Annotated in this window: 22 protein-coding genes; 19 read left to right on the top strand and 3 right to left on the bottom strand. The window is 60.3% G+C overall.

Going from position 1 to position 23,244, the window contains the following annotated elements; genetic code table 11:
• Positions 1-5: 5 nt before the first annotated feature.
• The 7 genes from fliQ (at position 6) to BLX89_RS18975 (ending at position 5,526) form a co-directional block, all read left to right on the top strand.
• The gene (gene fliQ, locus BLX89_RS18945) at positions 6-272 is read left to right on the top strand and encodes a flagellar biosynthesis protein FliQ (protein ID WP_075292506.1); all 267 of its coding nucleotides are present in this window, start codon (positions 6-8) and stop codon (positions 270-272) included.
• A gap of 242 nt (positions 273-514) precedes the next feature.
• A complete protein-coding gene (gene flhA, locus BLX89_RS18950; protein WP_075292590.1) occupies positions 515-2,602 on the top strand; it encodes a flagellar biosynthesis protein FlhA in 2,088 nt (695 codons plus the stop codon).
• Positions 2,599-3,351 carry a flagellar biosynthetic protein FliR gene (fliR, locus tag BLX89_RS18955; RefSeq protein WP_075292507.1) on the top strand — a complete coding sequence of 251 codons (753 nt, stop codon included), beginning with the start codon at positions 2,599-2,601 and terminating at the stop codon, positions 3,349-3,351. Before flhA ends, fliR begins: the two co-directional genes overlap by 4 nt.
• Positions 3,352-3,415: 64 nt before the next feature.
• Positions 3,416-3,769: a hypothetical protein gene (locus tag BLX89_RS18960; RefSeq protein ID WP_075292591.1), complete on the top strand. Its 354-nt coding sequence runs from the start codon at positions 3,416-3,418 to the stop codon at positions 3,767-3,769.
• 117 nt (positions 3,770-3,886) lie between these two features.
• Complete coding sequence (locus BLX89_RS18965; protein WP_075292508.1) at positions 3,887-4,453, top strand: rod-binding protein; 567 nt, start codon at positions 3,887-3,889, stop codon at positions 4,451-4,453.
• A gap of 144 nt (positions 4,454-4,597) precedes the next feature.
• Complete coding sequence (locus BLX89_RS18970) at positions 4,598-4,966, top strand: hypothetical protein (protein WP_075292509.1); 369 nt, start codon at positions 4,598-4,600, stop codon at positions 4,964-4,966.
• Entirely contained in the window at positions 4,966-5,526 is a 561-nt protein-coding gene (locus BLX89_RS18975) for a hypothetical protein (protein WP_075292510.1), read from the top strand. The genes BLX89_RS18970 and BLX89_RS18975 overlap by 1 nt, the downstream gene beginning before the upstream one ends.
• A 53-nt stretch (positions 5,527-5,579) precedes the next feature.
• Here the strand turns inward: BLX89_RS18975 and BLX89_RS18980 are convergent, their stop codons facing one another.
• Positions 5,580-6,569, bottom strand: a complete 990-nt coding sequence (locus tag BLX89_RS18980) for a glycosyltransferase family 2 protein (RefSeq protein WP_075292511.1) — start codon at positions 6,567-6,569, stop codon at positions 5,580-5,582.
• A 158-nt stretch (positions 6,570-6,727) separates the two neighbouring features.
• On the opposite strand from BLX89_RS18980, the gene BLX89_RS18985 reads away from it, so the two are divergent.
• The 3 genes from BLX89_RS18985 to BLX89_RS18995 are packed head-to-tail and all read left to right on the top strand — an operon-like array spanning position 6,728 to position 9,683.
• Positions 6,728-7,981: a glycosyltransferase gene (locus tag BLX89_RS18985; RefSeq protein WP_075292512.1), complete on the top strand. Its 1,254-nt coding sequence runs from the start codon at positions 6,728-6,730 to the stop codon at positions 7,979-7,981.
• Entirely contained in the window at positions 7,978-8,793 is an 816-nt protein-coding gene (locus BLX89_RS18990) for a WecB/TagA/CpsF family glycosyltransferase (protein WP_075292513.1), read from the top strand. Before BLX89_RS18985 ends, BLX89_RS18990 begins: the two co-directional genes overlap by 4 nt.
• Before the next feature lie 11 nt (positions 8,794-8,804).
• Complete coding sequence (locus BLX89_RS18995) at positions 8,805-9,683, top strand: DUF6492 family protein (RefSeq protein ID WP_075292592.1); 879 nt, start codon at positions 8,805-8,807, stop codon at positions 9,681-9,683.
• Positions 9,684-9,698: 15 nt separating this feature from the next.
• Here BLX89_RS18995 and BLX89_RS19000 read toward each other — a convergent pair whose 3' ends face one another.
• Positions 9,699-10,964 carry a lipopolysaccharide biosynthesis protein gene (locus BLX89_RS19000; RefSeq protein ID WP_075292514.1) on the bottom strand — a complete coding sequence of 422 codons (1,266 nt, stop codon included), beginning with the start codon at positions 10,962-10,964 and terminating at the stop codon, positions 9,699-9,701.
• 210 nt (positions 10,965-11,174) lie between these two features.
• Here BLX89_RS19000 and BLX89_RS19005 point away from each other — a divergent pair, with 210 nt between their 5' ends.
• Positions 11,175-13,232 carry a GumC family protein gene (locus BLX89_RS19005; protein ID WP_075292515.1) on the top strand — a complete coding sequence of 686 codons (2,058 nt, stop codon included), beginning with the start codon at positions 11,175-11,177 and terminating at the stop codon, positions 13,230-13,232.
• Between the two features lie 125 nt (positions 13,233-13,357).
• Positions 13,358-14,257, top strand: a complete 900-nt coding sequence (gene folD, locus BLX89_RS19010) for a bifunctional methylenetetrahydrofolate dehydrogenase/methenyltetrahydrofolate cyclohydrolase FolD (RefSeq protein ID WP_075292516.1) — start codon at positions 13,358-13,360, stop codon at positions 14,255-14,257.
• A gap of 11 nt (positions 14,258-14,268) precedes the next feature.
• On the opposite strand, the gene BLX89_RS19015 is transcribed toward folD, so the two are convergent.
• Positions 14,269-15,300, bottom strand: a complete 1,032-nt coding sequence (locus BLX89_RS19015; protein ID WP_075292517.1) for a substrate-binding domain-containing protein — start codon at positions 15,298-15,300, stop codon at positions 14,269-14,271.
• Between the two features lie 311 nt (positions 15,301-15,611).
• On the opposite strand from BLX89_RS19015, the gene BLX89_RS19020 reads away from it, so the two are divergent.
• The 7 genes from BLX89_RS19020 to BLX89_RS19050 all read left to right on the top strand — a co-directional run bounded on the left by BLX89_RS19020 (position 15,612) and on the right by BLX89_RS19050 (position 23,237).
• Positions 15,612-16,952, top strand: a complete 1,341-nt coding sequence (locus BLX89_RS19020) for an ABC transporter substrate-binding protein (protein WP_425348622.1) — start codon at positions 15,612-15,614, stop codon at positions 16,950-16,952.
• A gap of 206 nt (positions 16,953-17,158) precedes the next feature.
• Positions 17,159-18,169: a carbohydrate ABC transporter permease gene (locus tag BLX89_RS19025; protein WP_075292519.1), complete on the top strand. Its 1,011-nt coding sequence runs from the start codon at positions 17,159-17,161 to the stop codon at positions 18,167-18,169.
• Between the two features lies 1 nt (position 18,170).
• A complete protein-coding gene (locus BLX89_RS19030) occupies positions 18,171-19,316 on the top strand; it encodes a carbohydrate ABC transporter permease (protein ID WP_075292520.1) in 1,146 nt (381 codons plus the stop codon).
• Positions 19,317-19,347: 31 nt separating this feature from the next.
• Positions 19,348-21,012, top strand: a complete 1,665-nt coding sequence (gene bglA, locus BLX89_RS19035) for a beta-galactosidase BglA (protein ID WP_075292521.1) — start codon at positions 19,348-19,350, stop codon at positions 21,010-21,012.
• A 55-nt stretch (positions 21,013-21,067) separates the two neighbouring features.
• A complete protein-coding gene (locus BLX89_RS19040) occupies positions 21,068-22,156 on the top strand; it encodes an ABC transporter ATP-binding protein (protein WP_075292522.1) in 1,089 nt (362 codons plus the stop codon).
• A gap of 220 nt (positions 22,157-22,376) precedes the next feature.
• Positions 22,377-22,781, top strand: a complete 405-nt coding sequence (locus BLX89_RS19045) for a hypothetical protein (RefSeq protein WP_083637686.1) — start codon at positions 22,377-22,379, stop codon at positions 22,779-22,781.
• Between the two features lie 90 nt (positions 22,782-22,871).
• Positions 22,872-23,237, top strand: a complete 366-nt coding sequence (locus tag BLX89_RS19050; RefSeq protein WP_075292523.1) for a GFA family protein — start codon at positions 22,872-22,874, stop codon at positions 23,235-23,237.
• The last annotated feature ends 7 nt before the right edge of the window (positions 23,238-23,244 follow it).

Below are 23,244 nucleotides of genomic sequence, written 5' to 3' on the forward strand. Positions count from 1 at the left end.
ACTCCATGAATGAGGCAGATGCCCTCGATATAGTGCAGGCGGCGATCTGGACGGTCGTCGTCGCCTCGGGCCCTGCTGTTCTCGCAGCCATGGTGGTGGGTCTCGTCGTCGCCTTGGTTCAGGCGCTGACCCAGGTTCAGGAAATGACCCTGACCTTCGTGCCCAAGATCCTCGCCGTCCTGGTGACGGTCGCGCTCTCGGCCTCCTTCATCGGCGCACAGATTTCCATCTTCACCGATACGATTTTCTCCCGCATCCAGAGCGGTTTCTGATTGTCCTCTTCTCCCCAGCCGGGAGAAGGTGACCCGAAGGCCCGGATGAGGGGAGCCACACGCTTCATAACTTGCCGAACCACCCCTCATCGCCTCGCATACGCTCGGCTCTTCTCCCCGCGGGGGAGAAGAGGGAGATTTGCCGCCATCCTCGCGCAAGCTTGGCAGTTTAGGTCTCAAGGCCTAAACTTGGGCAACAGGTATGAATGTTGCTCGCCTCTCATGAAGAGACGGAATTTCCGATGGCAACACCTCCTGCTCTGGTCATCCCGAAAGTCGCTCCGCGTGGCCGTGATATCGGCTTTGCGCTCGGCATCGTGGCGATCCTGTCGATCCTCTTTCTGCCGATCCCGCCGTTCCTGATCGATCTCGGGCTTGCCTTCTCCATCGCGTTCTCCGTGCTCATCCTGATGGTGGCGCTATGGATCCAGCGCCCGCTGGATTTCTCGTCCTTCCCGATCATTCTCCTGATCTCGACCATGACGCGACTGGCGCTCAATATCGCCACGACGCGCGTCATCCTCTCGCACGGACATGAGGGTCACAACGCGGCGGGGGGCGTAATCTCAGGCTTTGCGAGCCTCGTGATGTCAGGCGATTTCGTCATCGGTCTGATCGTCTTCCTCATTCTGATCACGGTGAACTTCATCGTCATCACCAAGGGCGCGACCCGTATCGCGGAAGTCGGCGCTCGTTTTACCCTTGATGCTATCCCCGGCAAGCAGATGTCGATCGATGCCGACCTGTCGGCCGGCCTGATCGACGAGAAGGAAGCGCAACGTCGCCGGCGCGAACTGGAAGAGGAAAGCTCCTTCTTCGGTTCGATGGACGGTGCCTCGAAATTCGTACGTGGCGACGCGATCGCCGGCCTTCTGATCACCGCCATCAACGTCTTCGGCGGCATCATCATCGGTTATGTCCGTCACGACATGTCGATTGGTGAAGCGGCAGACGTCTTCGTCAAGCTCTCCGTCGGTGACGGTCTGGTCTCGCAGATCCCGGCGCTGATCGTTTCGCTCGCAGCCGGCCTGCTCGTATCGCGTGGCGGTACGTCAGGCTCCACCGACCAGGCTGTCATCGGTCAGCTCAGCCACTATCCCCGCGCGTTGATGCTCGCCTCCGGTCTGGTGCTCGTACTGGCGCTGATGCCGGGCCTTCCATTCTTCCCGTTCGCGCTTCTCGGTGGGGGCATGGCTTTCCTCTCCTGGATCATCCCGCGTCAGCTGGAAGCTGCCAAGCGCGCCAAGCAAGAGGCCGATCAGCAGGTGGCCTCCCAAGTCAAGGATACGGAAAAGGATTCGGTCAAGTCGGTTCTCAAGACGGCGGAAGTCGAGCTTCTTCTCGGAAAGCAGGTCTCGACCCGCCTTCTCGGCTCGCATCAAGAACTCGCCTTCCGCGTCGGCAAGATGCGCCGCAAATTCGCCGGCCAGTACGGTCTCATCGTTCCGGAAATCAAGGTGTCCGACGACATCAGCATCCCGGACAAGGCGTACCACATCCGCATCCACGGCACGACGATCGCCTCCAACACGGTGCGCGTCGGCGAAGTCATCGTCGTTACCGGCGGTGGCCGTCGCCCGAGCGTTCCGGGAGACGATATCCGCGAACCCGCATTCGGCATGCCGGCGGTTTCGATCCTCGAAACCTTCACCGAAGACCTGAAGCGCGAAGGCTTCCACCCGATCGACAACGTCTCTGTCGTTCTGACGCATCTGTCGGAAGTCATCCGCAACAACCTGCCGCAGCTTCTGTCCTACAAGGACGTCAAGATCCTGATCGAGCGCCTCGATCCGGAATACCGGAAGCTCGCGGACGAAATCTGCACCTCGCATATGTCCTATTCAGGTCTGCAGGCTGTTCTCAAGTTGCTGCTGGCAGAGCGCGTTTCGATCCGCAACCTGCATCTCATCCTCGAAGCGGTTGCTGAACTTGCGCCGCATGTCAGAAAGACCGAGCAGATTGTCGAACACGTTCGCGTCCGCATGTCGCAGCAGCTCTGCGGCGATCTCGCCGACAACGGCACGCTGCGGGTGCTTCGCCTCGGCAACAAGTGGGACATGGTGTTCCATCAGGCGCTGAAGCGCGACGCCAAGGGTGAAATCGTCGAATTCGATATCGATCCGCGTCATCTGGAAGAGTTCTCGGAACAGGCAACCACCGTCATCCGTGAACATCTCGACCGTGGCATGCCGTTCGTGCTGGTAAGTTCGCCCGAATCCCGCTCTTATGTGCGCATGATTATCGAACGTCTTTTCGCCACGCTGCCGGTTCTCAGCCATGTCGAGCTCGCCAAGGGCCTCGAGATAAAGATCATCGGCTCGATCTCATGATCACCGACCCGGAAGGCACGGTGCTGGCGCTGTTTGCGGCTTTCTGCCGGATCGGCGGCTGCATCATGGTCATGCCGGGTTTTTCGACGGCGCGCGTCTCGGTCAACATCCGCATCCTGCTGGCGGTCACGATCTCCATGGCCGTCCTGCCGATCATGTGGGACCAGATCTACCCGCAGGTCATCGGCAAGGGGCACACCTATATCTATCTCATCGCGACCGAAACGGTCATCGGCGGCGTCATCGGCCTGATTGCCCGTTACTACGTGCTCGGCCTTCAGTTCGCCGGAACGGTGCTGACGATGATGATCGGCTTCAACGCTCCGCCGACCGCCGACGTTCTGGAAGACACGCCGGAAAACCAGTTGACCAACCTGATCAGCTTTGCCGGCCTGATCCTCCTGTTCATGCTGGATTTCCATCATGTCATCATCGAGAGCCTGGTGGATTCCTACAAGGTCATGCCGATTGGTGTCGGATTCGATGCGCAGGGCGTGCTGATCACGCTCACCAACGCGCTCGAAACGACATTCATGATCATGATCCGGCTTGCCGGTCCTTTCCTGATCTACGGGTTGCTGTTCAACCTCGCCATCGGCCTCGTCAACAAGCTGGCGCCGGCCATTCCGATCTACTTCATCTCGCTTCCCTATCTGATCATGGGCGGCATGTTCCTGCTCTATCTCGGCATCGCCGCGATGCTGAAGCTGTTTGCCGACGGGTTCGGACCCGTCATGCTGGGAGGCTGACGTGGTCGAAAACCGTTCGAAAAAGCTGAAACGCCTTGTCGCCGTGCAGCGCCATCTGGAGCAGATGGCGGAAGCCGAGCTTGCCGAGACAACCCGCCAGCGGCGTGAACTCTCCGAAACGATCGATGTGGTGGTCGATGCGATGGGTTCGGCCAAGCCGCTGCATGCGATGTTTTCCGGGCACTACGCGTCGCAACTCGGTCGTCTTGCCCAGAAGGACCAGATGCTCACCGGCATCCAGCAGGTTCACGAAGCCCGTGTCATGAAAGAGCGTGCCAAGGGCGACCGTCTCGAAGAGAACATGAAGGAAGCGCGGACCGCAGAAGACCGCGAGGAAGCGGACAACGCGATCTACGATCTCATCGACCAGCACACGATGAGCGCATCACCAGCTTCCGGTAAGGTTGGCCACTCATAGTGCTATCTCAAGGCCGGCGTCTCGTGCGTCGGCATCACTGACCGAAAAGACCGACATTCAGGAGCCGGTATGGGGCGTCGAAGCCTCGTATCTGCCGTGGACGGAAAGGACTGCCCGATGGCCATATCCCCTCCAAGCGACCTCGTGCTCGATGTGGTGCGTGCGGCTGATCCGAGCGAGGTTCAGGAAGCGCAGGCGCGGCTGAAGGCCAATCAGGCGGCGTTTCGCGCGTCCAGCCTTGCCGAGACCGGCAATGGTTTCGCCAACACCGTCGCGGTTTTGAACCAGAGCGAGGGAAGCTCCGGTCTCGGTGACATCAACAACCGCGCCGAGCCGGTCAAGATCCCGGAAACCTATCGCAAGTTCGAAGCCATGGTGCTGCAGAATTTCGTCAAGTCGATGCTGCCGGCCGAGAGCGAAGAGGTTTACGGCAAGGGCACTGCGGGCGAAATGTGGAAGGGCATGATGGCCGATCAGGTCGCAAACGTCATGTCGCAGGGCCAGGGCGTCGGCATCGCCAAGAGCCTGATCACCGACCGTATCGTCGGCAGCGAAAACATCGATCGCGTCAACGCTTCGCTCGACGGCAACGACAACAACGTCGCGCTCAGCATGGTGCAGGAATACCAGCGCAAGGCGGTCGACCAGTTCATGGGAACAGAGGACCGGAAGGATCGGGCCTGACGTCGGCTGGCGATCCAGTCGCCGCCCGCATGAGCCTGATTGCAAATCATCGTTTCCCGGCATTCAGCCGGGGGGCCGACATTGAATTCGTGCATTCCCGCATGCCGGCAGGACCGGCGCAAGTGCACCCAAGGGAGCTAAATGATGGAAGCTGCTGCATCCACTGACATTCGTATCCGCAACGTGCTTGGCCGTCTCGAGATGATCCTCGACAACGAAAACGAGCGCATCGGTGTCGATCCCAGCTTCGATCTCAAGATGTCGAACGCGCGCAAGAGCCGCTGCCTTTACGAATTGGCGATGCTCCACCGCAATGCGCCGCTCGGCGACATTTCGCCGTCGTTCATCGATCAGACGCGCTATATCCGCACCAAGCTGATGACCAATTCGCAGAAGGTCAACGCCCACATGGAAGCCTGCCGCTCGGTGGTGGAAATCCTGAAAAGCGTTGCCAAGAGCGCGGAAGCCGACGGCATCTATTCTCAGGAACAGTTCTGCTACGGTAGCTTCTGATGTTGAAACTCGTTTTCGTCGGTGTCTGGGTCTCTGCGGTCACGCTCGGCTCCGTTTATTACTCGATGCAGATGGCATCGGCACCGGTGGAATCGGAGGCCGAGCTTGAGCGCAAGGCGCGTGAGGAATACGTGCCGGGCGAGCTGATCACCGTGCCGGTCATCACCGATGGCGCGGTGCAGGGCTACTTCCTGACCAAACTTTCCTTCGCCGTCGACAAGAACAAGATCAAGTTGCTGCATGTGCCGCTGAAGGAAAGCGTCACCAGCGCTCTCTACGACATTCTCGTCGGCCAGCGGCTGATCAATGTCGAAGACAGCAACAGCTTCGATCTCGCCACGTTCAAGACCAAGGTCAAGGAAGGTCTGAACAAGGATTTCGAGGACGAGATCGTCTTCGAGGTTCTGGTCGAGCAGTTGGAATATCTCTCCAAGTCCGATGTTGCCCGGCTTGCCAATGCTGCCAACGAGCCGAAGCAGAAGCCCGTTGCCATTGTCGACAAGAATGGCGAGACGGCCCACGACAAGTTACCGGGTAAGGAAGCTTCCGCAGGGCACTGAAACAGCGCGCCGAGCGCGGACCTTTACGGAGCGGGGAACCGAAGGTTTCCCGCTCAATTCTTTTCCGGGTTGCGATACTGCTCGTTGATCACGCCGAACTCCGCCATCAGCCGGCCGACCGCCACGTAGAAGTGGAAAAGCGCGGTCGATGCGACGCCCGTTTTGCGCCAGAGCCGGATGCCACGAAAGGGCGACGCCGCAAGCAGCAGCAGCGAATGCAGGATCGTCCGGAAGCGGCCGGCCAGGCCCGGCCGTGCCCTGTGGGCCAGTTGCGCCGAAAGCGCGCCGGTGCGCAGGCTTCTGGCGCGGATCCAGGATTGTTCCGTGCGTCTGGCCGGCACGGTCTCCGTCACCCAAGCCTCGTTTGCCCAGGCGAAGCAGAAACCTTCCGCCCGGCACCGTCGATAGAAATCACTGTCGCCACCGCCCGTGAAATTGAAGACCGGATCGAGATAGGGCACCGGCATTTTCGCCAGAACCGGCGCTGTGATCAGTACGTTGCCCGACGAGTAGAGGATAGGGACGGGGCCGCTCGTGTCATAATGGGGCATGAAGACGGGGTGCCGCTTCAGTTCAGCCCGGCCGCGGTCCTCGAAATCCGGCAGTTGGGGCCCGCCGACGATATCGGCACCGGTTCGTTTTTGTATCAAAACGAGATTTTCGAGCCAGGAAGGCGAGGCGATTTCATCGTCATCGATGACGGCAAGCGCCTTCATCTGCGGATAGGTCGCCATTGCCGCTGTCCAGCCGGCGTTATAGGCATGACAGTTGCCGCGGTCATGGGCGATAACAACCAGTGCGTTTATTTTATGCAGCAGGAAAAATTCTCTCGCGGCATGCGCGCCGGCCAGCCCATCCGCGTCGTTTTCCATCACGATGATGGCAACGGATGCGCCGGGATCCTGGGAGATCACCGTCTTCAGGGTTTTGACGAGGTGATCCGGGCGTCGGAAGGTCGGCAGCGTGACGACGTATTCCACGCTTTCGGACGCGGTTGCCGCCTGCTGGTGGAAGATGGACACTTGCGGCGCTTGCGCGGTCATGTTCTGGCCTGTCGGGACGCGGAATTCACCCGAACTAAATCAAATCTTCCTAAACAGATGCTGAAGACGGGATTTCGCTTTTGAATGAATAGTTTAAGCGGCTTTTCAGGTCGTCTTGCTAGAGTGACTGGAGTTGAACTCAAGTCTCGTGTGGCAACATGCACCTGCTCTTTGTCTCATCACTGGTTCCGGTGAGCAAGCCCTCCTCGGGCTTTGACATTGCAAATCGCGCCGTTCTGGACGGTCTGATCGCGCTCGGCCACCGGGTCAGCGTGATCGGTTACATCGAGCCGGGTCAGGAGCCGGCCCGGCCGGGCGAGACGCATCTGCTCGGCGAGGCGCAATTTGCCAACGCCCGCGTCGGCGCGGCCACCAAGCTCGGTTGGCTGCTCACCGCCTTGATGCGGCGCACCACCGTTTCCTCCGCCAAGATGCACAAAGTTTCCACGGAGCGGATCGAGGCCCTCGTTTCAGAGTTGCAGCCCTTTGACGGCATCATCCTGAATTCCGTTCAGCTACCCGCGGCCTTTGCCAGTGTCTTCCAGAGGCATCCGAACATCTACGTTGCTCACAATGTCGAGGCCGACAGCGCGCTTGCCAATTCGGAGCGGGCGAGGGGGCGCATCGAGCGGATGCTGTTCTCGCGCGAAGCCCGTTATCTCGAGCAGTATGAAAAGCAGTTGGCACAGGGGGCAAGCCGGATCTGGACCTTCGCCGAGCAGGACCGCTTCGGCTTCGGCTATATGCTTTCGGACAAGGCGAGCGTCCTGCCGCTGGTGACGCAATGGGATGCGCCGGAAGCGCTGACATCGCGGCCCGCGTCCTACGACCTCGGCCTTATCGGCACATGGAGCTGGAAGCCGAACCGCATCGGTCTCGACTGGTTCCTCAATCGGGTCGTCCCGCTTCTTCCCTCGGAGATGACGATTGCCATCGCCGGCCAGATCGCCAACGCACCCACCGTCTCCCATCCGGGTGTCATGTTCCTGGGGCGTGTACCGGACGCGCGCGCCTTCGTTGCTGCCGCCGGTGTCGTGCCGCTGGTGAGCAAGAGCGGCACCGGCGTCCAGCTGAAATCCATCGAAGCGTTCGAGCTCGGTCTTCCGACGGTGGCGACCAGGCAGTCGCTGCGCGGCATCGACGTCATCCCGTCAAACTGTTCGATTGCCGACAATGAAGCGGACTTTGCCCGGCTTCTCGTTGAGCGTGTTGCGGATGCGCAGCTCAGCCCCAACCGTTTCGTGTCGGGGGCCTTGTTTCATCACGCCCAGAAATCCCGACTGCTGGAAAATCTGCAGGAGGGGCTGGCCAGCCTTATCCGCCCTGTCGATACCGGCGTCACGACATCTGCTCGGGAAAACACGTCAGGCAAACCGAACCTTGCCGTCCATGAAGGAGGGAAAGCACGATGAACCTCGTTCCCGGCATACAAATCGTTCCGTCTGAAAGACTGATCTTCGATATTCCCGTCTGTGACTTCGGTTGGGCGAATGCCTTTTCCTTCGCGGACGAGCTGGCTTCCCTTCCTTTCGGCCAGACGGTGATATCGTTCCTCAACGCCAACAATGCCAATCTGGCGATGAGCGACAAGGACTACCGCGATATCCTCAAGCGCCATATCGTGCTGCCCGACGGCCATGGCGTCGATATCGCCTCGCGCGTGTTTCACGGGCGGTCCTTTCCGGCCAACCTCAACGGAACAGATTTCATCCCGGCGCTGATGACCTATATGTCGACGCCACGTCGCGTCGCAATGATCGGCGCAAGGCGGGACATTCTGGAACGGGCGGCGGAAAACTTTGCCAAGCACACGCCCTGGCACAGCTTCATCCCGGTCGCCGACGGATATTTCGACGTCTCGGAATCCGATGCGGTCATGGCGCGCGTGCGCGAGATCGCCCCGGATATCCTGCTGATCGCCATGGGGAGCCCCAAGCAGGAAAAATGGATCGATCGTTACGTCGGTCCGGGCCATGCGCGGCTTGTCATCGGCGTCGGTGCCCTGTTTGACTTCGTCGCCGACGACGTACCGCGCGCCTCCGAAACCGTCCGGCGCCTGCGGCTGGAGTGGCTGCATCGGCTGGTCCATGAGCCGGGTCGCCTCTGGCGCCGGTACATCCTTGGCAATCCGCTCTTCATTTATCGTGTGTTGCACCATAAGGTGAAGCTGATGCTCGGTCGTTCGCCGGCAACCGCCAGGCATGTCGGGCAAAGGCTGATTTGACGGATGAAATCATGAGCACAGCTGTTGTAACGGCGTCCTACGCTGCGGATTTCGAACGCTGTCGCTTGTTGTGCGAGAGCATGGACACGCGTCTGAAGGGCGACTGGACCCACTATATCCTGGTCGCGTCTTTCGATGTTGGTCTGTTCCGTGCGTTCGAAGGCCCGCGTCGGCGGATCGTCAGCGAGCGAGACCTGCTGCCGTCGTGGCTGCGGGCTGTGCCGGATCCGGTATCCGGGGGGCGCCGCAAGCTGTGGATCAGCCCCTTCGGTTTGCCGCTGCGCGGCTGGCACGTCCAGCAGCTCAGGCGTTTCAGCTTGAGCCGTCATTTGACCGAAAAAACCATGTTCTCGATCGATTCCGACGTGGTTTTGTTGCGCGATTTCGATCCGGCCTCGCTATGGCAGGACGGTAAGCTGGCTTTGTATCGGCGACCGGCAGGCATCCAGCCCGTCATGCCGTCCAATCACCTGGAGTGGCTTGCCCATTCCGACAGGCTGCTGGGGATCGGTCCCTCTCGTCTGCCGGCCGACGACTATATCAACACGCTCATCGGCTGGCGCAGCGATACATGCCGCGCGCTGCTCGATTACATCGAAAGCCGCCACGGCTGCGGCTGGGTGCGGGCGATGATACGATCCCGCCAGTTTTCCGAATGCCTGATCTATGGCCGCTTCGTCGACGAGGTGCTGGGAGGCGAAGGCCATTTCGCAACGAGCGACGCCCTCTGCCATGTCCTGTGGCAAAAGGACAGCCATGCGCGCGATGCCGAAGGACTGAAACATTTCCTCGCCGACATGAAGCCGTATCAGATCGGCATCGGCGTGCAGTCCTTCATCGGTCACGATCTTGCCGATATCCGTGAACTTGCCCTTGGAAAGGCAGCCTGATCCGTCCCGGCAATGTCAGATGGCGCGGTCGCGCTGTTTGCCGAGCGCGCTGTATGTCAGCGCGAATGATGCGAGATACACCACGAAAAATACGCCGTTCAGCATTGGCGACCAAACCGCGACATCAAGGCTGAGCTTCAGCAGCACTGCCAGCAAACCCACTTTCAGGATGCCGGCGAAAAGCAGGTTGATCATGCGGCGGACCGTGGCTCCCGTCGCATAAAGCAATTCCGAATGATACTCGATGAGGTTGCGGAACGCCGGCACGAGCAGAACCGCCATCACATAGGGGGCGGCCTGTGACAGGTTGTTGCCGAGCCCGTTGGGCAGGATCCAGAGATAGATCGCCATCGCGGCGATCGCCATGAACGACACGGCGGCAATGATCGCCTCGATCGCCAGCCTGATGCGCCAGGAAGAGATCGTGCCCGGCGTCCGCATGATCTTCTGAACGAGCAAGGTGTTGAAGGAACGGACGGGAAGCGCCGTCAGGTCGGCGAGCCGCATGATGATGGCGTACAGGCCTGATACTGCCGGCCCTCCGATGCTCAGGACCGCGATCTTGTCGAACTCCGATTGCACATAGAACAGCACTTCGGCTCCGGCAACGGAAACGGAATCCGCCCAGCGGCGAAGATAAAGCTTCGGCTGCCAGCGCAGACGCACCCTCGGGAAGAAGAACAACACGGCAGTCGAAAAGGCGATGGCATTGGCGCCGAGATAGAAGAGCGACCAATCGTTGAGCGACGATGATTGCATGAAGGCGAAGAGCACCGCCGCAACGGTGCGGATCGCGGTGCCGATGATGACCAGCAAGGCCGCGCGACCGAAGCGGCCAAGCCCGTTCAGCACGATGACGACGATTTCGAGGCCCCGCCAGCAGAGGATTTCGGCGGCCATCAGGACCGTGAAGACCGGCAGCGCCATGTCGTTTCTGAAAACGGCAAAATAGATGCCGAGGCCGAGGGCGGCCACGAGCGGCAGGGATAGAAAGGCAGCGCAGAGAAAACCGAGGCTGTAGGTGCCGACCAGCAGCGGCTTGACCGTTGCGATGCGGTAGAGCGGCGACATGAAGCCGAACGCCAACACGCGGGAGACCATGATCCCCGCCGCAGACGCCGTCGCGAACAGTCCGAACTCGGCAATCGAGAGGCCATTGGCCACGCAGATGAAATAGACGAGCGACAGGACCAGCCGCCCGGCCGAACCGCCGGTCATGGATATATAGGCGCCGATGACGTCACGGTGGCGTGCATAGGCCGTCTTGGCGAGCTCGATCACGGTTTAAGGTCCACTTGTCCATCGTGCGCCCGCAGTCATTCCGGCTGCGCGGCTGGATACTTTTCTAGCCTGCAAAGTTTAATGACCGGTTCTGCGCCGCCCCATCGTCGAATTTCCGAAAAGATCGCCGCGCGTTAACGGTTTGTTGTCCATAAAAACTTAGCTTGTGTTCACGATTGCAGAACCTCGCTTTGGATATTGCAGGCATTTATGTTCGAGCCGGACAACAAAGGACGCAGAGCGGCAAACTCGCTCCTGGACTTTGCGCCGAACGCGCCCTTGGAAAAGGCGCGTCCGCGCTATGAAGCCGTGCGCCTGCAAAGCCCGGACTCGCTGATCGACCGCCTGAACGCCTTGGCCGTGGAAAAGGCCCCCGAAAAGGCAGCACGCTCCTCCGCCGCCAAGATCGAGACCGGACGTTCTTCCGAAAAGCCGGAACCCGGCCTGTTGGCACGCGTCAAGCAAGGCGTCTCCGGTTCCCTGGCTTCCAAGCCGGTCGCCTTTTCGGGTTCGCGCGCGCCTGCCGAGCCCAATCCGGACCGGCCTCTGATCGATCTTGCCCTCATCGCCGCCTCGGTCTGGCAGCTGCGCAAGGTCATACTGGCGACCACCGTGCTGGGTGCCGTGGGCGGCGTGATGTTCGCGATGTCCACCCCGAGCACCTATGTCGCCGAAAGCAAACTCTACATCGACCCCCGCGAAGTCCGGCTCACCGATTCCGATTTGTCCAAGGAAAGCCTCTCCACCGAGGCCATCCTTGCGATCGTCGACAGTCAGACGCAGGTGCTGCGTTCTCCCAGCGTGCTTGCGAGGGTCGCGACCGAGCTGAAGCTTGAAAGCGATCCGGAGTTCGGCAATGCGCCCGGCGAGGAGAGCGGTGGCCTCGTGGCTGGCGTGAAGGTCATCCGCGACATTCTGTCTCCCGCCGATCGGCCTGTACCGAGGTCCGACGTGGAAGCAGCGGTCGATCCGCAGGTTCTGGATAATCTCTTCGAGGCGATTTCCGTTTCACGAGACCCCAAGACCTTCGTCGTCACCGTCGAGGTGAAGAGCTGGAACGCCGAAAAATCGGCCTCGATCGCCAATCATTTGGTCAAGACCTTTCTCAAAGAGGAAGAATCGGCCCAATCGAGCTTCTTCCAACGCACCACCGAAGCGCTCGATAGCCGCCTCGCCGGATTGCGCGCGTCGCTCGACGAGGCTGAAAATGCCGTCGAGAAATACAAGGCCGATCACGATATCATCGGGGCCAATGGCGAGCTGATCGCTGACAGACAGCTTGCAGCCCTCACCGATCAGGTGGCCGCAGCGCGAAGCCGGATCAGCGATGCAAAGGCCAAGGGTGAAATCGTAAAACGGGCGGATGCCGACGCGGTGCTGACAGGGGCGCTGCCGGAGGAGATGACATCCGTTGCGCTGTCGGAACTGCGCAAGCAATATTCGTCTGCCCGCGCGCAGCTGGCGTCACTCGAGGCCAGTCTCGGACCACGCCATCCCCAAAGGCTGGCGGCTGCGCAGGCCGTCGATGTCGCGCGCACGGAGGTCAACAACGAACTGCGCCGGATCGCGGCAAGCAACCAGACGGAGCTTGAGCGGGCAAAGAAGGCTGAGCAGGATCTTCTCAGCCAGCTCGCTTTCCAGAAGACGCAGCAGGTCACGGCTTCAGGCTCCTTCATCGAACTGAGGGAACTGGAGCGCAAGGCCGCCGCGACGCGGTCCATTTACGAATCCTTCCTGAAACGCGCGGGCGAGACAGGCGAGGAGGAAAAGCTGACCACCAAGAACATTCGGGTCATCTCTCCCGCCCAGGCGCCTCTCGCGCCAAGCGGTACGTCCCGCCGGACGATTGCGATCCTTGGCGTGATGCTGGGTTTCATGGCCGGCCTCGGGCTCGGTGTTATGCTTGGTGTCGTGCGCAGCCTGCGTCAGCTTTTCTCGACCACCGATGTCCGGCAGCGCACGCTGGCTGAGGAGCCGGTCACGCCCCCCGATGGAGACGGCCCGGATGGACGACGGTTTCGAGAGCCGCAGGCCGAGCCGCCGCGCTACCGGGAACCGTCATATCATCATACCGCAGCCTCGACGGCAGCCCTTTCGGCTCTTGACGCTCAGCCGCAAGCCGCTTGGGGCAGCCGTCACCGCACGGCGGCGATGGAACCGCGCAACGTCCCTGTTGATCCGAATGTCGCGCATGTGCGTCAGGAACTCTATGCTCTGCGTTCGCGCGTCGAAGACTATGCGCGCCACAAGGCGGCCCGCCGCAGATAAGAGCCCGCGGCATTTTCGGCACTTGTATTTATCGCAACGGAACAGCATAGGACGCAATAAGGCCATTGTGCCCACGCGCTTCGACTAAAGTGTCGCGAACAACGAAAAGCCCCGGGAGAGCATCCGTGACGACCGTTATTGATGGCAGAGAGGTCGCCGCATCCGTTATCGATGCGGTGAAATCGGCAACTGTTGCGCTGGAGCGCGAGGCGGGCGTAAAGCCCGGTCTTGCCGTGGTGATTGTCGGCAACGATCCCGCAAGCCATGCCTATGTGTCCTCCAAGAGCAAGATGGCCAAGGAATGCGGTTTTGCCTCCGTGCAGCACACGCTGCCGGAAGATACGAGCCAGGACGCGCTTGCGGCGCTGGTCGAAACGCTGAACGCCGATGCCTCGATCCACGGTATTCTGGTGCAACTTCCCCTGCCGAAACCCTTGAACTCCGAGCCGATCATCCAGTCGATCCTACCGGAAAAGGATGTTGACGGTCTGAATATCGTAAACGCCGGCAAGCTGGCGACGGGCGATCTCGAAGGCGGTCTCGTCTCCTGCACGCCGGCCGGCGCCATGGTATTCGTCAAGCGCACCCATGGCGAGGATCTTTCCGGTCTCAATGCCGTCGTTGTCGGTCGCTCCAATCTGTTCGGCAAGCCGATGGCGCAGCTCCTGCTTGCCGCCAACGCCACCGTCACGGTCGCCCATTCGCGCACGAAGGATCTCGCTTCGGTCTGCCGCAATGCCGATATTCTGGTTGCCGCTGTCGGTCGGCCGGAAATGGTCAAGGCCGATTGGGTCAAGCCAGGCGCCACGGTCATCGACGTCGGCATCAATCGTGTTCCGGCCCCGGAAAAGGGCGAGGGCAAATCGAAGCTGGTGGGTGATGTCGCCTTCGACGAATGCGCCAGGGTCGCCGCTGTTATCACTCCGGTTCCAGGCGGTGTCGGCCCGATGACCATTGCCATGCTGATGGCCAACACCGTGATCGCCGCCTATCGCAAGGCTGGCAAGACGGCGCCGAAGTTCTGAGAAGCTGAGAACTACCTGGACGGTGCCGGTCCAGTAGAGGCGCGCACGATCAGTTCGGTGCGCCAGAGTTCCTGCTCGACGGCATCCGAAGCCATGCCGATGCGCGAGATCAGCCGGTTTGCGATGCGCGCGCCGGCAGCCCGAAGCGACGAGCGTGTCGTGGTCAGCGGGACCATGAAGTTTTCGGGCTTCAGCATGGGAAGAACATCGTCATGGGTAATGAGCGATATATCTTTGCCGATCGTCAATCCGGCGCGTGTGATCGCGCGCACGGCGCCCAGCGCCATCACGGTGCTTGAACAGAGGACGGCCGTCGGCGGCTCCGGGTTGGCGAGAAAACGCTCCATCGCGCGGTAGCCATATTCATCCGTCATCAGCGAGTTGTGGGATAGGCTCTCATCAAAGGTAAGGCCGTTTTCGTCAAGGGCCCGGATCATGCCCTTCCTGCGGCGGATCGCGAAGGTCAGATGGCTCTGCCCGTTGATGAGGGCGATGCGACGATGGCCGAGCTGGATGAGCAGGCGGGTCGCCTCGTAGAAGGCGCCGGTGTTGTCGATGTCGAGAAAAGGATAATCGGTCGGTTGGTCCACGGTCCGGCCATGCACGACGAAAGGAACGGAAAGCGATTTCAGCATTGCGATGCGCGGATCGTTTTCCCGCACATAGGCCAGAAACAGCGCGTCCACATTGCCGCTGGCCGCCAGCCGCTTGAAGGTCAGTTCCTCGTCTTCAGGCGCGCTCGGATTGATGACGAAATGAAAATCGTGGCGCACGGATTCTTCCCCGAGCCCCGCAAGGAACTCGCCGAAATGAATGTCTGAATCGATGCCCTGTGCAATGGGCATGACGAGGCCGATCGAACCCGCGCGGCCGGTCGCAAGCCGCTGGGCGGCACGGTTCGGCCGGTAGCCGGTTTCTCGCACGGCTCTCAGCACCCTTTGCCGGGTATCCGCGTTGACCTCGGGAAAGCCGTTCAGGGCGCGGCTGACGGTGGTCTGCGAAAGGCCAAGCATTTCGGCAAGCTTTTTCAGATTGACATTCATCGGCAGCGCATCCTCCCAAAGCGCTTTGATATTCCGCTACATTCCTATTATGGAAGCGGAACAGACGTACTCTGTATCACGGTGTTTCCGGCTGACAATGAAAATCAGGCTTCATTGCGCTGCAAAAATTCGCTGCAGCCGCGAGAAAAATGCGGGACTACGCGACCTGCGGGAAATCTCTTGACTTGCTATCGATCCGAATGTTTTGTTAACAGCTCAAAGCGCTTTGAATTTAGCGCTTGTTTGGGGCCCGGCATCTCAGTCAGGTCGGGCATTTCTTGGGAGGAAGTGACGTGAAGAAGACATTCCTGATGGGGGTTGCCGCACTTGCGCTTCTCGGAGGCGTAGCGAACGCCGCCGAGCTGAAGTTCAAGCCGGGCGAAGATTCCAAATTCAACTGGGCGAGCCTCGAAGAGTTCAAGACGGGTCACGACCTCAAGGGTCAGACGCTCACCATCTTCGGCCCCTGGCGCGGCGAAGACCAGACGCTGGTCGAGTCCGTTCTGGACTATTTCCGCGACGCGACGGGCGCTGAGGTAAAGTATTCCTCCTCTGAAAACTATGAGCAGCAGATCGTCATCGATACCCAGGCCGGCAGCCCGCCGGATATCGCCATCCTGCCGCAGCCGGGCCTGATTGCCGATCTCGCTTCCAAGGGTTACCTGACGCCGCTTGGCGAAGAGACCCAGAAGTGGCTTCTCGACAACTACGCCGCCGGCCAGTCCTGGGTCGATCTGTCGAGCTATGCCGGCAAGGACGGCACCAAGGCGCTCTACGCCTTCCCCTACAAGATCGACGTGAAGTCGCTCGTCTGGTACGTGCCGGAAAACTTTGAAGACGCCGGCTACGAAGTGCCGAAGACCATGGAGGAGCTGAAGGCTCTGACCGAAAAGATCGTTGCCGACGGCGGTACGCCATGGTGCATCGGTCTGGGTTCGGGCGGTGCAACCGGCTGGCCGGCAACCGACTGGGTTGAAGACCTGATGCTGCGCACGCAGTCTGCAGATGTCTACGACAAGTGGATCAAGAACGAAATTCCGTTCACCGATGCTGCCGTCACCGGCGCGATCGATGAATTCGGCTGGTTCGCCAAAAACGACAAGAACGTCGATGGTGGCGCTGCTGCCGTTGCCGCGACCGACTTCCGCGACAGCCCGAAGGGTCTGTTTGCTTCGCCGCCGAAGTGCTACCTGCACCATCAGGCATCCTTCATCCCGTCCTTCTTCCCGGAAGGCACGGTTGTCGGGGAAGACGCAGACTTCTTCTACATGCCGCCTTACGCCAGCAAGCCGGATCTCGGCAATCCGGTCCTCGGCGCCGGCACGCTCGCCATGATCACCAAGGATACGCCGGCCTCGCGCGCTTTCATCGACTTCCTGAAGACGCCGATTGCCCACGAACTCTGGATGGCGCAGTCCTCGTTCCTGACGCCTTACAAGGCCGCCAACAAGGAAACCTATGCCAACGGTCCGATGAAGAAGCAGGGTGAAATCCTGCTCGGCGCCACGACTTTCCGCTTCGATGGTTCCGACCTGATGCCGGGCAAGATCGGCGCAGGCGCGTTCTGGACGGGTATGGTTGATTATGTCGGCGGCAAGTCGTCGGCTGATGTTTCGGCTGATATCCAGAAGGCCTGGGACTCGATCAAGTAAAGAAACGGACCGGCGGCAAAACGCCGGCTCGATCAAGACATTCTCCCGCCGGACCGATGCCCGGCGGGATTTTCCAAAGCTCCATAAGAAATTCTGGCCGCTGGCCGTCGGATGACGCCAGACGGTTTCGGGCCCGGGCAGGGCCAAGGCGGGGAATGAAGAGGGCAGGCCGGCTTACGGTCGCCCAATCCTGGGGAGGGGTTGCCGTGCAACAGCTGTTTTATGCCATTGTTACGATGGCGGCGGGCGTTCTGGCCTGCGTTGCCTATTTCTTCGGTACGAACTGGATTCTCGACAGGATTTTCCCATCGAAAGGCCTTTCCGGCGCCAAGGCCTCGCAAAACCTGCGCATCACCAACGCCATCCGCCCCTGGCTGTTTCTCGGGCCGGCACTCTTTGCGCTGACGATCTATTTGATCTATCCGGTGATCGAGTCCGTCTGGCTCGCCTTCCACGACAAGTCCGGTCAGGAGTTCGTCGGCATCCGCAACTTCGTCTGGATGGTCAATGACGGTGAGTTCCGCCAGTCGATCTTCAACAATTTCCTGTGGCTGCTGGTCGTTCCGGCCGCGGCCACCTTCTTCGGCCTGATCATTGCCGCGCTCACGGACCGCATCTGGTGGGGCAATATCGCGAAGACTTTGATCTTCATGCCGATGGCGATCTCCTTCGTCGGCGCATCCGTCATCTGGAAATTCATCTACGACTATCGCGCCGAAGGCTCCGAACAGATCGGCCTTCTGAACGCCATCGTCGTCGCTTTCGGCGGATCGCCGGAAGCCTGGATCACCATTCCCTTCTGGAACAACTTCTTCCTGATGGTCATCCTCATCTGGATCCAGACTGGCTTTGCCATGGTCATTCTCTCTGCGGCGCTGCGCGGCATTCCGGAAGAAACGCTGGAAGCCGCCGTCATCGATGGTGCAAACGGCCTGCAGATTTTCTTCAAGATCATGATCCCGCAGATATGGGGCACGATCGCCGTCGTCTGGACCACGATCACCATTCTCGTCCTCAAGGTCTTCGACATCGTTCTGGCCATGACCAACGGGCAATGGCAGAGCCAGGTGCTCGCCAACCTCATGTTCGACTGGATGTTCCGCGGGGGCGGCGATTTCGGACGAGGGGCGGCGATCGCCGTCACCATCATGGTGCTCGTCATACCGATCATGATCTGGAACATCCGCAACGCTCGCAAGGAAATGGGAGGACACTGAGATGATCGGCGCAGCACGCTCCTCCCTGATGTGGGTTGTTCACCTGGCAGTTCTGCTTCTCGTCGTGATCTGGACACTGCCGACGGCAGGTCTGCTGATCTCGTCCCTTCGCGACAAGGACCAGCTGGCCGTTTCCGGCTGGTGGACCGCTCTTTCCAGTTCGTCCCGCAACGATGTTTTCCGTGCGCCGGCTGCCGATGCGCAGGTCGAGCGTGACGGCAAGTTCATCATCACGGGCAATGTCAGCGAGAGCGGCGGCCTCAAGGTTTCCGCCTTCGGCACATCCAGCCGCGAACCCGGCGCCTTCCAGCCCGGCGAGACGACGGACCTCGCCGACGGCGCAAAGCTGACGGTGCAGGAAGACGGCAGCTTCGAGATTGTTTCGGATACGAGGATGGAAGGTACGCGCGGCCAGCGCATTTTCTACACGGCCTCCACCCCTCCGCGCTTCACCTTCGACAACTACCGCGAAGTGCTGAACGCCGAAGGCATCGGCGCATCCTTCATCAACTCGCTCACGGTTGCCGTTCCCGCAACCATCATTCCGATCCTGATCGCCGCCTTCGCAGCCTATGCGCTGGCCTGGATGGAGTTCCCCGGAAGGGCGCTGCTGATTGCCGTCGTCGTCGGTCTGCTCGTCGTGCCGCTACAGATGTCGCTGATCCCGCTTCTGAAACTGTATAACGGCGTCGGTGCCTTCTTCGGCGTGCCGGCCAAGACCTATATGGGCATATGGCTTGCGCATACCGGCTTCGGCCTGCCGCTCGCCATTTACCTGCTGCGCAACTACATGGCCGGCCTGCCGCGCGAGATCATGGAATCCGCCCGGGTGGATGGCGCAAGCGACTTCGATATCTTCATCAAGATTATCCTTCCGCTGTCCTTCCCGGCGCTTGCTTCCTTCGCGATTTTCCAGTTCCTCTGGACCTGGAACGACCTGCTGGTGGCCATGGTGTTCCTGGGCACCGGCAACAACGAGCTGGTCCTGACGGGCCGCCTGGTGAACCTGCTCGGCAGCCGCGGCGGCAACTGGGAAATCCTCACGGCATCCGCCTTCATCACCATCATCGTGCCTCTGATCGTCTTCTTCAGCCTGCAGCGTTATCTCGTGCGCGGCCTGCTGGCGGGCTCGGTCAAGGGCGGCTGACATTTAACTGGACGACGAAAGACAAGACGAAATGAATGTACGCGTATCGAACCCGACCGAAGCAGTGCTGCAGCCCGACAAGGACTGGTGGCGCGGCGCGGTGATCTATCAGATCTATCCGCGCAGCTACCAGGACTCCAATGGCGACGGCATCGGCGACCTGAAGGGCATCACCGCAAGGCTGCCCCATGTCGCCTCGCTCGGCGTCGATGCGATCTGGATTTCGCCTTTCTTCACCTCGCCGATGAAGGATTTCGGCTACGACGTCTCCGATTACAACGGCGTCGACCAGATTTTCGGCGACCTTGCCGATTTCGATGCGCTGATCGCTGAGGCTCATCGCCTCGGCATCCGCGTGATGATCGATCTGGTGCTGTCGCACACGTCGGACCAGCATCCGTGGTTTGTCGAAAGCCGCTCCAGCCGCTTCAATCCGAAGGCAGACTGGTATGTCTGGGCCGACTCCAAGCCGGATGGCACGCCGCCCAACAACTGGCTGTCGATCTTCGGCGGTTCCGCATGGCAGTGGGATCCGACCCGCCTGCAATATTACATGCACAACTTCCTGACCTCGCAGCCGGACCTCAACCTCCACAATCCGGAAGTGCAGGAAGCGCTGCTGGCCGTCGAGCGTTTCTGGCTGGAGCGCGGCGTCGATGGCTTCCGCCTCGACACGATCAACTTCTACTTCCACGACAAGGAACTGCGCGACAATCCGGCTCTCGCGCCCGAACGGCGCAATGCGAATACGGCGCCGGCCGTCAACCCGTATAACTATCAGGAACATCTCTACGACAAGAACCAGCCGGAAAACCTGGCGTTCCTGAAGCGGTTTCGTGCGGTCATGGACGAGTTTCCGGCCATCGCCGCCGTCGGTGAGGTCGGCGACAGCCAGATCGGTCTCGAAATCGCCGGCCAGTACACCTCCGGCGGCGATAAGATGCATATGTGCTACGCCTTCGAATTTCTGGCGCCCGATCCGCTGACGCCCGCAAGCGTCGCGGCCGTCCAGCATGCCTTCGAGCGCGCCGCGCCGGAAGGCTGGGCCTGCTGGGCGTTTTCGAACCACGATGTCGTGCGCCATGTCAGCCGCTGGGGCCTCGATATCGCAGACCATGATGCCCATGCGAAGTTCCTTGCCAGCCTCTTGATGACGCTGCGGGGGTCCGTCTGCATCTATCAGGGTGAGGAACTGGGCCTGACGGAAGCCGAGCTCGCCTTTGAGGACCTTCAGGATCCTTACGGCATCCAGTTCTGGCCCGATTTCAAGGGCCGCGACGGCTGCCGCACGCCGATGGTCTGGGACGCAAACGAGCCAAATGGCGGCTTCAGCGTCGGCAAGACCTGGCTGCCTGTTTCGCCGGACCATATCGCCCGCGCCGTTTCCGCGCAGGAAAACGATGCCCGCTCCGTGTTGCATCACTATCGCCGCTTTCTGGCGTTCCGGAAACAATATCCGGCTTTTGCCAAGGGCGACATCGCGTTCCGCGCTTACCAGGCGCCGGTGCTCGGTTTCACCCGCATCCACGGAAACGAGGAAATTCTGTGCCTGTTCAACATGAGCGGCGAGGCGACCACGGTCGAGCGTCCAATCGAGATGCTCGACGTGCTGGAAGGGCACGGGTTCACTTCCGAACTCGGCGAAGAGCGCATCACGCTCCCCGCATGGAGCGGCTTTTTCGCGCGCCTGATATGACAATCAAAACAGCCTTGGGCAAAGGCCGGACAACGGAAATGAAGGGGAGGATGGCATGGCAGGTCTTGAACTGAAGAATATCCGCAAGTCCTACGGTGCCGTCGATGTCATCCATGGCATCGATCTGGACATCAAGAAGGGCGAGTTCGTGGTTTTCGTCGGGCCGTCCGGCTGCGGGAAATCGACGCTTCTGCGCATGATCGCCGGCCTTGAGGAGATCAGCGGTGGCGATATGTTCATCGAGGGCGAGCGCGTCAACGACGTGCCGCCGTCGAAACGCGGCATCGCCATGGTTTTCCAGTCCTATGCGCTCTATCCGCACATGACCGTCTACGACAACATGGCCTTTGGCATGCGCATCGCCAAGGAAAGCAAGGAAGAGATCGACCGCCGGGTTCGCTCGGCTGCCGATATCCTGCAGCTCACCCAATATCTCGACCGCCTTCCGAAGGCGCTTTCGGGCGGTCAGCGCCAGCGCGTCGCCATCGGTCGCGCCATCTGCCGCAATCCCAAGGTCTTCCTGTTCGATGAGCCGCTGTCGAACCTCGACGCGGCGCTGCGTGTCGCCACCCGCATCGAGATCGCCAAGCTTTCCGAAGCCATGGCCGATACCACGATGATCTACGTGACACACGACCAGGTGGAAGCGATGACCCTTGCCGACCGCATCGTCGTCCTGTCCGCCGGCCATATCGAGCAGGTCGGTGCGCCGCTCGATCTGTACGAGCGCCCGGCCAACCTGTTCGTTGCCCGTTTCATCGGGTCGCCTGCGATGAACGTCATTCCGGCCAAGATCATCACCACGGGTCAGCAGACGACGGTGGAGCTGGTCGGCGGCAAGCGCGATACGCTGGATATCCCGACGGCTGCCAGCGAAGCCGGCAAGACCGCCAGCTTCGGCGTTCGGCCGGAAGACCTGCGGATTGCGCAAGGTGATGACTTCCTTTTCGAGGGCACCGTGGCGATCATTGAGGCGCTCGGTGAGGTGACGCTGCTTTACATCGAAGGCCTCGTCGCCAACGAGCCGATTATCGCCAAGGTGCCGGGCATTCTCGATGTCGCTCGCGGCTCCAAAGTACGGTTCACCGCCGACAAGTCGAAGCTCCATCTCTTCGACGACGCCGGCAAGACCTATCGCCGCTAAAGTATGTCTCGCAAAAGTGTGCCGCGGTTTTGCGAAAAGACATGCGTAAAAACAAAAACCTAAAGCGGACGAGCGAATCTGAAAGATCGCGACACGCTTTAGAAACCAGCCGGTTTTCAACAGGCCGCCGGTGAAAACCGGCGGTTTTTTTGTGGCGACTCACCCTCTGTTAAATTTCGCCCACTAATATTTCAGGGCGTAAACGGAAGGGGACAGTGAAATGGCAGGCGCAGTCGATCGGCCGACGTACCTCAGCAAGGAAGAGTCGTTCATGTATGACCGGGAAGTCAATTTCCCGATGGAAGACACGATGAACGATGCGCGGATCGAATATACCGAAAACGGTATGACGAATCTCTCCTCCCGCCGGTGCCAGATCATCAAGATCTCCAAGAGCAGCGCCGTGCTGACGATGCCGACGCAGTTCAAGCTGCCGCAGAATTTTTATCTCGATATTCCCAGCGCCCGTATCAACATGATCGGCTGCCTGGTGAAGCGTGTTCACGCCAACAACATCGTCGAAGCCCGCTTCCTGCGGCTGATCAGCGATCGTGACCTCAACCGCATCTTCGTTTATTCGACGCACCCCAATCACCGCAATCGGGTGCTCGATATCTACGGTTGACGCGCTAATCTTTCGCTCATCGAAGCCGAGGCTTGACACCCGCTGAACGAGCGGCTGTCATGGGCTTATGTTGCAGCAGGATGATGACGCATGGAAAAACCCTACAGGCTTTCCTGCCATTGCGGCGATATCCGCTTCCAGGTCGATGACGAGCCCGGCGAACTCATCGAGTGCAACTGCTCGACCTGCCGACGCTCCGGCTTCCTTCACTGGAAAATCCCGGCCGACAGGATCACGCTTCTCAGCGAAAAGCGGCAGATGTCCACCTATGTCTGGCGTTGCGTCACAGAAGGGCATCATTTCTGCCCGACCTGCGGTGTCGCCCTGCTGCGGACCGGCTATCCCGGCGGCAAGGTGTCCGTCAACGCGCGCTGCATTGATGACATCGATCTCTTCGATTTGAAGATCGAGAGATATGACGGCCGGCAGGACATGCATCCCGGGCCTTTGCCTTAACTGTGTA

The organism is Pararhizobium arenae (assembly GCF_001931685.1).
In the GTDB taxonomy this organism is placed as follows: domain Bacteria; phylum Pseudomonadota; class Alphaproteobacteria; order Rhizobiales; family Rhizobiaceae; genus Pararhizobium; species Pararhizobium arenae.